The organism is Pseudoalteromonas sp. (assembly GCF_036960685.1).
Taxonomy (GTDB): Bacteria; Pseudomonadota; Gammaproteobacteria; order Enterobacterales; family Alteromonadaceae; genus Pseudoalteromonas.
This window is the reverse complement of sequence record NZ_JBALXK010000005.1, coordinates 1-14,347: the sequence shown is the minus strand read 5'-3', so window position 1 is coordinate 14,347 and position 14,347 is coordinate 1. Positions and strand designations below refer to the sequence as shown.

15 protein-coding genes are annotated in these 14,347 nt (G+C 41.3%); 14 read left to right on the top strand and 1 reads right to left on the bottom strand.

The annotated features are described in order from the left end of the window. Positions 1 to 325: 325 nt before the first annotated feature. The 11 genes from V7783_RS06270 (at position 326) to V7783_RS06220 (ending at position 10,824) form a co-directional block, all read left to right on the top strand. Positions 326 to 820 (top strand): MarR family winged helix-turn-helix transcriptional regulator, encoded by a 495-nt coding sequence (locus V7783_RS06270; protein ID WP_335677993.1) that lies wholly within the window; start codon positions 326 to 328, stop codon positions 818 to 820. Between the two features lie 118 nt (positions 821 to 938). Continuing rightward, the gene (locus tag V7783_RS06265; RefSeq protein ID WP_335677992.1) at positions 939 to 2,237 is read left to right on the top strand and encodes a porin; all 1,299 of its coding nucleotides are present in this window, start codon (positions 939 to 941) and stop codon (positions 2,235 to 2,237) included. 162 nt (positions 2,238 to 2,399) lie between these two features. After that, the gene (locus V7783_RS06260) at positions 2,400 to 2,867 is read left to right on the top strand and encodes an RNA polymerase sigma factor (RefSeq protein ID WP_335677991.1); all 468 of its coding nucleotides are present in this window, start codon (positions 2,400 to 2,402) and stop codon (positions 2,865 to 2,867) included. A gap of 17 nt (positions 2,868 to 2,884) precedes the next feature. Then, positions 2,885 to 3,838 (top strand): FecR family protein, encoded by a 954-nt coding sequence (locus tag V7783_RS06255; RefSeq protein WP_335677990.1) that lies wholly within the window; start codon positions 2,885 to 2,887, stop codon positions 3,836 to 3,838. Between the two features lie 91 nt (positions 3,839 to 3,929). Continuing rightward, a complete protein-coding gene (locus tag V7783_RS06250; RefSeq protein WP_335677989.1) occupies positions 3,930 to 6,554 on the top strand; it encodes a TonB-dependent receptor in 2,625 nt (874 codons plus the stop codon). 90 nt (positions 6,555 to 6,644) lie between these two features. Beyond that, positions 6,645 to 7,235: a biliverdin-producing heme oxygenase gene (locus V7783_RS06245; RefSeq protein ID WP_335677988.1), complete on the top strand. Its 591-nt coding sequence runs from the start codon at positions 6,645 to 6,647 to the stop codon at positions 7,233 to 7,235. Beyond that, positions 7,232 to 7,627 carry a YbaN family protein gene (locus V7783_RS06240; RefSeq protein WP_335677987.1) on the top strand — a complete coding sequence of 132 codons (396 nt, stop codon included), beginning with the start codon at positions 7,232 to 7,234 and terminating at the stop codon, positions 7,625 to 7,627. The genes V7783_RS06245 and V7783_RS06240 overlap by 4 nt, the downstream gene beginning before the upstream one ends. A 74-nt stretch (positions 7,628 to 7,701) precedes the next feature. Then, positions 7,702 to 8,334 carry a PepSY-associated TM helix domain-containing protein gene (locus V7783_RS06235; RefSeq protein WP_335677986.1) on the top strand — a complete coding sequence of 211 codons (633 nt, stop codon included), beginning with the start codon at positions 7,702 to 7,704 and terminating at the stop codon, positions 8,332 to 8,334. Then, on the top strand, positions 8,334 to 8,837 hold the full coding sequence (locus V7783_RS06230) for a DUF2271 domain-containing protein (RefSeq protein WP_335677985.1): 504 nt from the start codon (positions 8,334 to 8,336) through the stop codon (positions 8,835 to 8,837). The genes V7783_RS06235 and V7783_RS06230 overlap by 1 nt, the downstream gene beginning before the upstream one ends. A gap of 58 nt (positions 8,838 to 8,895) precedes the next feature. Next, entirely contained in the window at positions 8,896 to 9,738 is an 843-nt protein-coding gene (locus V7783_RS06225; RefSeq protein WP_335677984.1) for a DUF4198 domain-containing protein, read from the top strand. A 195-nt stretch (positions 9,739 to 9,933) separates the two neighbouring features. Beyond that, entirely contained in the window at positions 9,934 to 10,824 is an 891-nt protein-coding gene (locus V7783_RS06220; protein WP_335677983.1) for a hypothetical protein, read from the top strand. Here the strand turns inward: V7783_RS06220 and V7783_RS06215 are convergent, their stop codons facing one another. After that, a complete protein-coding gene (locus V7783_RS06215; protein ID WP_335677982.1) occupies positions 10,825 to 11,370 on the bottom strand; it encodes a hypothetical protein in 546 nt (181 codons plus the stop codon). It abuts the gene before it with no gap. A 138-nt stretch (positions 11,371 to 11,508) separates the two neighbouring features. Here V7783_RS06215 and V7783_RS06210 point away from each other — a divergent pair, with 138 nt between their 5' ends. The 3 genes from V7783_RS06210 to V7783_RS06200 form a co-directional block, all read left to right on the top strand. Next, positions 11,509 to 11,931, top strand: coding sequence for a DoxX family protein (locus V7783_RS06210; protein ID WP_335677981.1), 423 nt, complete (start codon positions 11,509 to 11,511; stop codon positions 11,929 to 11,931). Between the two features lie 69 nt (positions 11,932 to 12,000). After that, the gene (locus tag V7783_RS06205) at positions 12,001 to 12,852 is read left to right on the top strand and encodes a pirin family protein (protein WP_335677980.1); all 852 of its coding nucleotides are present in this window, start codon (positions 12,001 to 12,003) and stop codon (positions 12,850 to 12,852) included. Positions 12,853 to 12,904: 52 nt separating this feature from the next. Continuing rightward, on the top strand, positions 12,905 to 14,347 hold a 1,443-nt coding region (locus tag V7783_RS06200; RefSeq protein WP_335677979.1), incomplete at its 3' end, for a monovalent cation:proton antiporter-2 (CPA2) family protein.

Below are 14,347 nucleotides of genomic sequence, written 5' to 3'. Positions count from 1 at the left end.
CCCATAATAATGAAAAGCCTAGCCCACCTTACCCAATACCTCGCCTGTTAGTAAATATTATTTAGTGAGTTTTTATAGCAAATTTATAATTTTTCACTATGTCACCACCTGTAAGTAAAATAAATGGCAACAACTTTTAATTAAATAGTAATGATTTAAGAAAGATTAATTTCAACTCAAATAAATAAAAAACAACCAAACAACACTGTAAAGGCAATAATACGTAGCTAATTACATTCATCTGTTTGAACTCTACTTATTAGATGTGTAATATTTATAGATTGTGATCACGCTTTGACTGTAGTCTGCAGCTAATGAGATAAAAATGAAAAAATATGACGAGTTATTAGTTTCTCTACGTAAAGTGATCCGCGCGATCGACCTGCATTCAAAGCAATTAAATAAAACTTCCGGCCTCACCGGCCCACAGCTACTAATTATGACCGAAGTTGCCCAAACTGACGGCATTACCGCAAGTCGTATCGCACAAAATGTAAACTTAAGCCCTGCAACCGTCACCAATATTTTAGATCGGCTAGAAAACCGTAACTTAGTTACCCGTGTGCGTAGCCAACTAGATAAACGCCGGGTGAGTTTGTACCTCACAGATAGCGGCAAAGAGATATTGCAACATGCCCCGCAACCACTGCAGGAGCACTTTATTGAGCAGTTCACAGCGCTGGAAGAGTGGGAGCAAAGCCAACTACTATCATCAATGCAGCGTATTGCGACTATGATGGACGCACAAAGTATCGACGCCGCTCCCTTGCTCGAAGTTGGCCTACTCACTCGGGCTGCTGAAGGAAAAGTCGCAGAGTAGCCTGCCATAAATATTATATTAAACAAATTATTACCCTATAACACAGGTCTGGTTAACTTGGGTTAAAGGTACAATTAGTCTATCCTATAGATACTCATACTTAGAATAGCGATTTATCATGCTTAAACTATCAAAGTTAGCTTTCGCGACTATGCTAGGCGCAACTACCAGCGCCTCATATGCATCAGACATTGATGTTATGCAAGCTCAACTTAACCAACTCCAACAACAAATGCAGCAGTTGCAACAGCAACTTGCAGCCGAAAAAGCCAAACAAGCAAAAGTTAACCAACAGCTTGAAGAGCAAAATAAAACCATTGCAAAGCAAGCGCAAGATAATACAGAAACAGCCCTATCAGGGGTAAAGTTTGGTGGCGCAATTCGTACCAACTACAGCCATACCTCCTATGATGACGGCAATAAAAACCGCGGTGGTGACTTTGACTTTGATATCTTCCGTTTAAATGTTTCAGGCGACATTGGCGGTGTATTAATTGGTGGCGAAATCCGTATTTTTGATTACATGACCGCGATAAAATCGGCATGGGCTGGCTATCAATTTGCTGAAGACTGGCAAGTGCAAGTTGGTATCACAAAAGTCCCGTTTGGTAATGACCCTTATAACTCACATAACTACTTTTTTAGCACTAACTATTACATCGGCCTAGAAGACGATCATGACTTAGGTGTAATGTTTAAGCGCAAAGTCGCTGATAATTGGCAGCTTGACTTAGGCTTTTTCAAAAATGATGAACTCGGTGGCGTTGATGGTTATGTAGAAGATCGCAGCCACCGTTATTCATACGATATTGTTGGTAGTCGCACCGCAGACGAAGGTATTTATGCTGAGCCAACCAGAGAACTTGGTGAGTATAATACCTTTACAGGTCGCTACGCTTATTACTTTGAACACGGCGAAGGCATGACCACTGAAGTGGGTTTATCTGGCCTAGCGGGTGGCTTACATGACGGTCAAGACCACGCTGGCAGTTACAACGCATGGGCATTGCATGTAAACAGTAATATCAATAACTGGAATATTCAGCTACAACACGGCGAATATGACTACAACATTGATGACACCAACCGTATCGCAGTTGGCGCATACGCGTTTTATGACTCCGTTGCAGCCGATGCAACAACCAGTAGCTTTAACGTTGCATATAGCTTACCGGTTGAATGGGGTCCAGTAAGTAACCTACAGTTTTACAATGATTACAGCACTATTTATAACAAATCTGATGACACAGCAGATACTTGGATGAATGTGACTGGTGTATCGGTTGCTGCAGGCGGTTTGTTTACTTACTTTGATTTAGTACATGCGCGTAACCAAGCCTTTGTTGGTGGCTCTGTTGCAGGCGATAGCAATGAAACAGAGCGTCGCTTCAACATCAACGTTGGATATTACTATTAAAGACTCTATCACCCAGCCTCGCGGCTGGGTGATATTTTGACCTACCTTACACAAGACAGCAAAGACAAAGTGCTAATAACTCACCCTGTAAACGATAATAATTGTCATTACTAAAATAAACTGTTAGCATCCGACTCCTTTTTAGAAACATATGGGTGCGCATTGGAACGATATTACGCTGAGGTTTTAAGCTTTATTTCTCGCTCTGTGGGCTGTCGTAATAAAGCAGAGAACATAGTTCAAGAAGCTTATACTCGCTTACTCAGTGGGCATATTAGCCGAGCAAGCTTTGATGAAAATCATCAGCGGGCGCTATTTTTTACCACGGCAAAAAACATTGTGATTGACCATTATCGTCGCAACCAAAAATTCGCAGACCCCGTTGAAAGCGAACTTGTTGCGCCGTGCGATTATGAGCCTGAAGCAAAATTAGCTAGTCAACAACAGCTCGATTTACTTTATACTTGCATTGATCAACTACCCCTGAAAACCAAACAAGCCTTTGTGCTGTATAAATTTAAAAACCTAAGCTACCAGCAAGTAGCTGAACAAATGGGTATTTCAGTGAGTATGGTTGAAAAACATTTAGCGACGGCCATGCTTGCATGTCGTGATGCATTAAAAAAATAACTGCGAGAATAATAACAATGACCCGTCATCAAACAGCAGAGCAAATTCAACAGCAAGCAAACCAATGGCTAGAGCTACAACGAACTGGCTTGAATGAACAACAACAGCAAGCATTTCTCCACTGGTTAAACGAAAGCCCTGAACACCACGCTGTTTATCAACAAAGTCAGCAAGTTGATCAACTGCTGGCACAATTTGACGACGCACAAACAGCAGCAATTAGCAGTCCCAGCAATCACTTTCATTTTCGTAAAGTCTGGGCTATCGCCGCCTGTGTTGCGATATTGATGATCAGCCTCACCAGTTATCAATTTTGGCCAAGCACCAGCAACGCAAACTTTAATGCCCAATATCAATCAGCCCGTGCAGAGCAACTTGATTTTGTCCTACCTGATGGCAGCAAGCTCAGTTTAGATGCACAAACACAACTGATATTGCAATTTGATGCTAAGCAAAGAGTTAGTCATTTAAAGCAAGGCCGTGCTTTATTTGATGTTGCCAAAAACCCGCAGCGACCCTTTATAGTCAATACTCACAGAGCCAATATTACCGTGCTGGGTACTCGTTTTAGCGTTGATAGCAAAAGTAATAGTACCCGGATCAGTGTGGAGCATGGCCGCGTGAAAGTACAAAGTACTCGTCATGCACAACACCTTATTGAACTTGTACAAGGCCAACAAGCGGTGCTCAATGATCAAGGGGTCGATGTGCAAAGTATGAACCCGCAACTGGTGGATGCCTGGCGTAATGGCCGTTTAGTATTTAATAATGTCCCTCTCAACGAAGTATGTGCTGAGTTTAATCGATATCATGATGCTGATTTTGAATTTACCGATCAAAGTGTTAGCAACCTTATGCTGTCGGGTACTTTTTCTGCGTCAGAACTCGATAACTTTTTAGATTTGTTACCTCATGTGTTACCCATAAAAATTAAAAACAATAATAATCATATAGTTATAAGTAAAAGTTAATAAAGGGCAAAAAAACTTAAAAATTTATTGAGGGATTCTCATTTTCATTCGTTTTCATATAAACCAATTTGCTTTATATGGAACAATTGCAATGCTCATCTCTTCGCGACACAGCTCAAAGCTAACCACTGTTACTCTCGCTTTAGGCTTGGTACTCAGTCAGCCTTTAGCGGCTCAAACACCAGCCACTATAGTCACTTTTAATATTGCTCAGCAACCACTTAGTCAAGCACTTAACCAACTAGCAGAACAAGCGAATATGAGTTTAATTGCTGATGCCAGCTTACTTGAGAACTTACAAGCACCTGCTTTGTATGGACAAAAGACAGTCCATGATGCATTAATGCAAACTTTGCAAGGCACAGCGATAACAGCTGAAATCGTGGGCAATACAATTATCCTCAAAGCAGCTAAGAGTAAAGTTGCAGCAGTGAGCCCAGCAGCGAAGTCAGAACCTCGCTCTACAAACCGTGACAAGCAACAAGATATCGAAGTCATTGTGGTCAAAGGCGATCAAATAAACCTCAACCGCGAACAATTAGAGCGCAGTAAAGGCAGTTCTAATTCTGATATTTTTTCAACCCATACCAGTATTGAAGCTAATAACCTACGCAATGAAGCCGGAGCCCTTGATATCGGCATCCGAGGAGTGCAAGGCGAAGGTCGTGTGCCGGTATTTATTGATGGAAGCTTACAATCAACCCATACCAACCGTGGTTACATGGGTACATCAGATCGTACTTATATCGACTCAGATCTAATAAGCACAGTCGCAGTCGAAAAGGGTTCATCAGTAAAGGGCAGCTTATTCAATGCTGGCGCTATCGGTGGTACGGTAAACATCACCACTTTAAACACTAATGACATTCTCAAAGCAGGTGAAAATGCAGGGGCATTAATAAAACTAAAAACTTATAACAATAATCATATGCCAACTGTCAGCGATGATGCAAACCAACAACAGTATTATCAAGTGCGAAACCATAATAGCAGTAGTGATTTCGATAATGGCGGCATCATGCTCGCTGGTGCATACCAAACCGACAACCTCAAAACAGTGATTGCTTTTAGCAAGAAAAAAATTGGTAACTATTTTGCGGGCAGCAATGGTTATGAAAACTTTGTTGAAGAATATGAATGGGGCGGAGTAGGTTTACCACCAGTAAATCAAGGTGGCGAAGTAGTTAATACTAGCTTCGAAAGTGAGTCTTATCTCGCAAAAGTGCGCTATAACTTTGATGATGAAAATGAAATAGAACTAAACACTCGCCACCATCAGCAACAAGCTGGGGAAATGCTAGCCTCATATTGGCACAAACAAAGAGAAGGTGACTTCTGGATGCAGCCAGATGGCGAGTATGGTTATGTTCCCGCTGGAATTGAAACCATGCCACAATGGCAACCAGGCTCTGCACTGGTAAACAGTGCCAGTGCCCTATATCGTTATTTACCAACCAATAACACATTAGTTGATTTAAAAATTAATGCCTGGGCAACCAATGCAAAATTAGAGCAATACAATGCATTAGGTAGTAATTTTGGCCCTAATGCCCTGCAATATTTCCACGAATTCAGCAACCAGCGCCAAGGTCTAGGTGTATACAATACCTCGTCTTTCAGCGTAGCGGCTGTTCCAACAACCTTAATGTACGGTGCGTCTTGGCAAGACGAAGTTTTAAAGCCAAAGCCAGGATCGGTAGAGAACTTTTACGGAGATCTAACGACTTCTCGCGATGGTAAACAAACAGTGCGTAGTATATTCGTCAATACACATCTTGATCTAGACCCAGTCGAGCTATCACTGAATCTTAACCACCATGATTCAAAAAACACAGATAACCAAACCGGCTTAACCCAAGACTTTGCTGCCAAAACTGATATAACGGCACAGCTTTATTACCAAGTGCTCAGCAACACCACCCTAAAAGCCAAATTTAGCCGCGCTTACAGAATGCCAAATTTATATGAATCAACCGTATCAAACGAAGTTTTTTCATATTCACCGTATTATCCTGTGTCACCAGAAAAAACTCACTCATTTGAGACTGGTATCACCAGTAACTTTGATAACCTATTAATTAGTGGCGATAAATTAACACTATCAGCAACTTACTTTAACACCCAAATTGACGACATGCTGGCAACGGCTAGCCTGCCAAATAAAGATCCAAATGCACAACCTTGGGAAATTTCAAAATACACTTTTACAAACTACGATAGTTTTAAACTACCGGGGGTTGAGCTGGCATTAGATTATCAGGGTGATTTATTTTATAGCTCTGTTTCTTATACCAATTATACCAATATTGAAATGTGCTCTAGTGAGTTTGCTGATATTGAAGGCGTTGAGCAGTGCAATAACCAAGGCTTTTCTGGCAGCCTTACGCCGCTGCGAATTCCGCCAAAACGTAATCTAGTTGTCGCACTAGGCACTACATTTCTCAACGACACATTAGATACCGGTTTAATTTATAAAGGCCATTCTGAAAAATATCACCCTGCTGGCTTTTTGAGTGGCACAGGCACCAAAGCGATTACTTGGATCCCAGCCAGTTACCAGCTTGATTTTTATATCGACTATCAATTTAACGACAGCATCAGTGGCTATAGCACGATCACTAACCTAACCGATCGCTACATAGTGTCGTCTGGCTCAGTGGTCGCCATGCCAGAGCCTGGGCGCACCATTACGCTTGGTCTTGAGATCAAATTATAACGAATGTAGGCGGCAGATTCGCCGCCTAATTGCACTTCTATGTAACGAATAAACACCTTTAATACCGTCAAATACCGTTAAGGAAAAAACATGACAGCAGCAGTAAGCGCCCCGTCTCGGGCATTAAAACTTCGTCAAGGCACTGCCGATTTACACGACAATATCGACAAAAGCATTATGGCAAAAGACCCATTTGCTAACGTAGATAACTATGTACAATTTTTATCACTGCAATATTATTTCCTAAAAGACGTTGCTGCATTGTATGAACACAGTGAATTGAGCAAACATATTGATGACTTAGTGTCACGTCGTCGCCTAGGTTTATTAGAGCAAGATTTTGCTGATTTAGAGCAACCGCTGCCAAGTAGCTCTCTTACTCCACTGATTGACAATAATACTGACTTAGCCACCGCACTGGGCTGGCTATATGTTGTTGAAGGCTCAAAAGTAGGAGCCGCTATGTTAGGAAAACAAGTGCAAGCTCGTCTACACTATACTGGTGAGTTTGCTGCGCGCTATTTAGCAGGCCCAGGTGCTGGACGTGGCAGTGCATGGCGTCATTTAGTACAATTGATTGACACCATTGAACTTACACAAGCTCAAGAGCAAGCATTGATCGATGGTGCTCGCCAAGCATTTAGCCGTTTTCAACTTTATCAGGCACAAGTCTATTCATGAATTTAAAGGTAACTTTAGTCACGTATAAAAATGTTGGGTACCAACTGTTAGGATTAGCCTTGGTTGGACTGGGTATTATTGGCATTGTGTTACCGGTAATGCCCACCACTATTTTTTTCATTTTGGCATTAGCGTGCTTTACTCGCTCGTCGCCAAAGCTCACGGCTTGGTTACTTAATCACCCTCGCTATGGCGCAACTTTGCGCCATTGGCAGGAACATAAAGTAGTGCCAGTAAAAGCCAAATGGTTTGCAGGTACGGGAATGTTATTTGGCTTTATTTTGTTATCACTGTCTTCACCGCCTTGGTGGATTTTAGTAATGGTTGCGAGTATAGAAATAGCGGTAATGGTTTATTTACTTTCTCGCCCTTCAAAGCATATAGAAGTGTAAAGTTCGTAAATAAAGTTGTTATAGCTAATGCAAATGATTACCATGTAGTAATTATTGTAAACAACCAATTATTTATGCCGTTAATAAATAAACGAACTTTATATAGCACCAGCCGTGCGTTACATATTTACCTATCAACAGCCTTGCTGTTTTTACTGATCCTATTTTGTGTTAGTGGCATTGTTCTTAACCATGTAGATTGGCTTGAGGGCGATAAAAATGATGGCCAGATAACTGCGTTGTTACCTACAAAGCTAATAGCGCAAGCTACAGAAAACCTAGATACGCTCCCCTCTTTATACCCGCAAATAGAAGCCTACCTAGCAAATGAATACGGCTTAAACAAAGTCAAAAGTATTGATTGGGAGAAAGAAGACGCGCTAGTTATGCTCGACTACCCACTGCCTGCCGGCTTTGCTTTTGCTGAGCTTGATTTTATCAGCGGTGAATTAAACCTCGAATACCAAACCGGCGGGCTGCTCAGCCTAATTGGTGATCTACATAAAGGTCGCCATACTGGTGAAGCATGGAGCTGGGTGATTGATATTTCAGCAGTTTTAATGATTTTGTTTGCAATCACTGGAATGATTATTTTATTTCAAAATAGAAAAAAACGCTTAGTAGGAATATGGCTAACAGTGCTTGGGGTCGCGACACCGGCAGTCATTTATTTATGCTGGGTACCGCAACTTAAAGGAGTATCTTAATGCTAAAAATGAACATTTTAATTAGTGCTGTTGTTTTATTTACAGTGGCTTTATTTCAAACTCACGCACATGCTGCAGAGCTTGAAATTGAACTTACTCTACCTGATTTAGACGTACAGCCTTATCACCGCCCGTATGTCGCTGTGTGGCTAGAAACCCCTGAGCGTAAACACGTCACCACCGTTGCATTGTGGGTTGAAAAAGCTGAATGGTTTAAAGATTTGCGCCAATGGTGGCGTAAAGCTGGTAAAAGCGATGCTAATTTTGATGGTGTAACAGGTGCCACCAAGCGCCCAGGCAATTATACAATTAACTGGGACGGTAAAGACTTAGAAGGTAACGCCGTTACAGCGGGTAAATACCTACTGAATTTAGAAGTCGTACGTGAAGAAGGTGGCCGTGATTATACCCGCGTAGAACTTGATTTAAGCAAAGACGGTAAAATTACCATCGAAGGTACAAAAGAGTTTTCACAAAGCTTCGTCACTATCAAGGCTAAATAACAGCATTAAATAACTAGCAAGTAAAAATGCTTATACATTATTTAAATAAGGAAAGATTATGAAAATCAATTTACTTAAAGGCGCATTAGTTGGCGCGCTTACCTTCTCTGCACTTGCATCAAGTTACGCAAACGCACATGCACAATGGTTAGTACCATCACATACTTCGTTATCTGGTGATAAAGCACATTATGTGATGATCGACGCCAGTATTTCTAACGAAATTTTTGCCCCAGATAAAGCTTATCGCCCAAAAGAAAAAGGCGCTGAGTATGATGATAACCTGATCATGGCAATCGGCCCAGACGGCAAACCAGTTAGCGACCAAATCCGTGCCTACTTTTTACAACGTAAAAATTCAGCGGCAGTAAAATTAGCAAGTGAAGGTACTTACCACATAGCAATGAAGCGCGAGCCACGCATCATGACTTTTTATAAAGATGCCAAAGGCGAACGTGGCCGCGTATTTGGCCCTAAAGACAGCAAAGATATCCCTGTTGGCGCAACTGATATTAAAACCACAAAATCATTCTCTACAGTTGATACATTCGTAAGTCGTAATGGTACGTCTAAGCCTGCACTTCTTGGTCAAGGCTTAGAGATCAGTGGCCCAACTCACCCTAATGATTTATTTGTTGGTGAAGAGGCGCGTTTTCAATTATTAAAAGATGGCAAACCTGCAGCAAACGTAGAACTTGCTATTTTAAAAGGTGACACTCGTTATCGCAACGAACGTAATGAAGTAAAAGTTACCACAGATAAAGACGGCTTTTTCACTAATACATGGCAACACCCAGGTTTATACCTGATTGAAGCAAGCGTGAGCGAAGATTCATCTGAAAAAGGTATCGATAGCGTACGTTATTCGTTATTTACTACCTTAGATGTAGCGCCAGAGTAATTAACTTATAACCGAGTGGTTAGCGCTTGCTAACCACTTTCATTTTCACTACTCGTTAGCGCGATACACTACTTTATAGTCAGTAAATTTTATCAACACAATAAAACTAAATATAAAACAAACACTTAAATTTTGGCTTCGTTTTTGCTATTACTAGCGTATATGGAATGTCTAACTAAAAACGAGTGCGCTAAAATGACAAATAAATCTCTGTCTTTACTAACTAAATCACTGCCTATTGCCACCAGCTTACTACTACTCAGTGGCTGTATTGTGCATGTCTCAACCTCATCAGCCAATATGCAGCAACAGCAGCAACGCTCAATATCAGCCGCACAATTACAACAACTCGATATTGAGGCTGAAGCCGGCTCGCTTAAAGTCATTGGCTCAAACACTGCGACTGAAATCACTGTAGATGCAACGATTTATTCAGCAAAAAATGATGACCCTTATACGCTAACTCTTGAACAAAAAGGCGATAAAGCAATATTAGTCGCCAAAAACTATAACCCATCAGGTATGGTGGTGTACCAAGGCAATTCACCTAGTATTGATTTAATTATTACTGTGCCAAGTTCATTTAATTTAGATATTGATGATGATTCCGGTGATATCAATATTGCTGGTGTGCAAGGTAATATTAATATCGATGATGACTCAGGCAGCATTCGTATTGATCAAGGTCATCACGTCACGATTGATGACGATTCAGGCGATATAGACCTGCAAAATATTACTGGCAATGTCGAGATCAGTGATGACTCTGGCAGTATTACTGCACGTAACGTTGCTGGCAATATGACTATTGAAGATGACTCCGGTGATATAACCCTTACCAATATCACTGGCAGCGTAGATATTGACGATAACTCGGGCAGTATCTCTGCTGAACAGTTAGGCAGTTACATCAACATTGAAGATGAATCAGGTGATATTTATGTTGAACATGTAAATGGCCTAGTCACTATTGAGGATGGCTCTGGCAGTATTCGGGTTAATCACGCAAAAGGCTTAACCATTATTGACGATGGCTCAGGTGATTTGAGCATCGACAATATCAATGGCCCGGTAAAGCTAGACTAATTACTGATTCTTTTGTGGCCGCGCTTTGCTGTAATCTATAGTGTGGTCACAACTGCCATCATTCTCACAATCGTTTACCCCATCACCATCACTATCCCAGCTTGGGTGCATGGTTTTTACGGGTAAATTGTCATCCACATGTTTCATAATGGTCAGCTTGTAGCTACTTGTTTCATTGCGCCGAGCCGCATTACGCATTAAATACACTCGCACAATGTAATCACCATCTTTGGCAAGTTGATGCTTTACATAATGTCCTTCAATTGAGCCAATAAACACGGCTTCGTTACTACCTGCGGGTAAAATATTAAAATTATTGCTTAAGTTTGAAGGTGTAAGAGTTACATTGAGAATATCCCCTGCATTACCGCTCACTAAGTAATCGTTAAATTCATTCCCTGTGATCTGCTGCTCAAACTCCACGCGCTGAGTACTCGACTGCGGATCAAACACCACTTGATGTTGCTCAGCTTTAACCGGTTGCGCCATTACAGCCAGAGTAAATACCGTGATCTGTATGATTTTATAAAACAACTTATTGTTCATTTTAGTCCCTTACAAAGTACATTCTATTAAATGGAATGATATACAATAAAATAACTAATATTCATCCTTTTAAAATGAACTTAAACTTAACTCATCGCAGCAACACTGCATAGTTAATCAACAATAGGAATTTATAGTATGAATATTTTAACGCTTATTTCAAATAACCCAGCACTCACTAATGTTAGCAGCTTATTAGCGCGTGTGGGCTTGGCAGCCTTATTTATCTTAACGAGTTTTAGTAAAATACAGTATTTTGATGCCACTGCCCAGTACATGGCATCCGCAGGCCTACCTGAATTTTTACTGCCACTGGTTATCGCGTTTGAGCTAATTGGTGGTTTATTAATAGTACTAGGGTTATTAACGCAGCTAACCGCTATTGCCTTTGCTGCTTTTAGTATTGTTAGTGCCTTGTTATTTCACTTTCAACTTGATGATCAAATGCAGTTTTTAATGTTTTATAAAAATATAGCTATGGCCGGTGGTTTTTTAGCGCTAGCAAGCCTTGGGGCAGGCAAGTTCAGCATTGATCACCTATTGTTAAACCGTAAGCAATAACCTATAGCACCTTAAGAGCACAGTAAAAACGCTGGGCTCACATTTTTGCTCAACATAAGGGATAAAATAATGGCTAAAGTTCTCAAACCGACCACCCATGATATTGGCGGCTTAGCTGTAAAGCGCGTACTGCCACACTTTGATAAAAAGATGGTTGGCCCATTTATATTTTTTGATCATATGGGGCCAAATGATTTTCCGATTGGTCAAGGGATCAATGTTCGCCCTCATCCGCACATAGGTTTATCGACACTCACCTATTTGTTTAGCGGCAGTATCTTACATCGTGACTCACTGGGTAATAATTTAGAAATTCACCCAGGTGATGTGAATTGGATGACGGCTGGAAAAGGGATTGTCCATTCAGAGCGTGAAAGCTTTGAAGTAAGGGCGAATCCACACCATATAGATGGCTTACAATGTTGGGTTGCGCTACCTGAGGGTATGGCCGAGATTGAGCCTTCATTTAGTCATGTAAAAAAACAGCAACTACCTCATATAATTCATGAAGGTATCATGATGCGCTTAATCGTTGGTGAAGCTTACGGATTAAGCTCCCCAGTTAAAACCTATTCACCGATGTTTTATATTGATGTAGTTGGCAGCGCCAATAGCCGAATAAAATCGCCTAACCCACAACAAGAAACCGCATTATATATTATTTACGGCAGCGTTACCGTGGGCCAACACGCTTACCAAGCGGGTGACTTTATTTTATTTGATAGCCAAGATACAGATATTCACTTTGCCACAGACGCACGGTTTATTTTGCTCGGCGGTGACAAGTTCACTAAAGTTCCTTACTTACATTGGAACTTTGTTGCCTACACCAAAGAGCGCTTAGAACAAGCAAAACAAGACTGGCAAGCACAACGCTTCCCAAGAATTCCTGGTGACGACAAAGAATTTATTCCGCTATAGTAAACTGTATTTTAAGGCATAATAAGTTAGCCAATATTAGCAAAGGACCAGCATGTTAGAGATCGCATTAATTTATTTAGCCGCAGCAATTGTTGCAGTACCTATAGCAAAGCGCCTTGGCTTAGGCTCTGTACTTGGCTATTTATTAGCAGGAATACTAATCGGCCCATTTATACTTGGTTTAGTGGGCGATCAAACCTCAGTAATGCACTTTGCGGAATTTGGTGTAGTGATGATGCTGTTTTTAGTGGGTTTAGAATTACAACCGGCTCGCTTATGGAAGTTACGTCACTCGATTTTAGGACTTGGCGGCCTACAAGTAACCCTTACCGCAACGGTGATCTTTGCTGTTTGTTATTGGCTACTGGCTATGCACTGGCAAAGCGCCTTAGCAATTGGCTTAATGCTGGCACTGTCTTCAACCGCCATTGTATTGCAAAGCCTTGAAGAAAAAGGTTGGCTGAAGAATGAAGCAGGACAAAACGCATTCTCGGTATTGTTATTTCAAGATATTGCGGTTATTCCTATTTTAGCTTTACTGCCATTACTTGCATTTGAGCCTCAATTAAACGTCACCAGTATGAATCACTCAGTCACAGCAGATTGGCCTGTGTGGGCTCAAGTGACCGCATCAGTGACGGTGATCGCAGCCATCATACTTGCTGGTAAATACATTTCTGCGCCGTTATTTAGATACATTGCTGAAACGCGCATGCGCGAAATATTCACTGTGTTTGCGTTATTTTTAGTGGTTGCGATTGCGCTGATCATGCAAAGCGTTGGCCTATCACCTGCACTAGGGACTTTTTTAGCTGGCGTGGTACTGGCAGAAAGTGAATTTCGTCATGAACTTGAAGCCGATATAGAGCCATTTAAAGGATTGTTGCTTGGCTTGTTTTTTGTGGCAGTGGGCGCATCGATTGATTTTGCCTTGTTATTTAACCAATTTGCTATCGTCGCGCTACTTGTTGTTGCGCTGATTTTAGTAAAAGCAGCCGTGCTATATGCTCTGGCACGTATTTTTAAAATCCATCACAGTCACCAGCTACTGTTTACCTTAGCACTTGCACAAGGTGGTGAGTTTGCATTTGTATTACTAAGCATGACTAATACATTGCAAATTTTAACCCCTGAACAAAGCAGTTTAACCACTTTGGTGGTGGCTATTTCCATGTTGATCGCGCCATTACTATTAATGTTTTACGACATCCTACAAAAACGTAGCAACACAACAACCAAACCAGATTTTGATAAACCTGAGCAAATCAGCCCTGCAAAACATGTGATCATCGCAGGCTACGGTCGCTTTGGGCAAATTATAGGGCGCTTATTAAGTACCCAAGGTTATGATATCAGTGTGCTTGATCACAGTCCGAGTCAAATTGATTTACTGCGCCGCTTTGGTAACACAGTGCATTATGGTGATGCCGCCCGTAAAGAGCTACTCGAAGCAGCAGGTGCAGAAACTGCGCAACTATTAGTAATTGCGATTGAT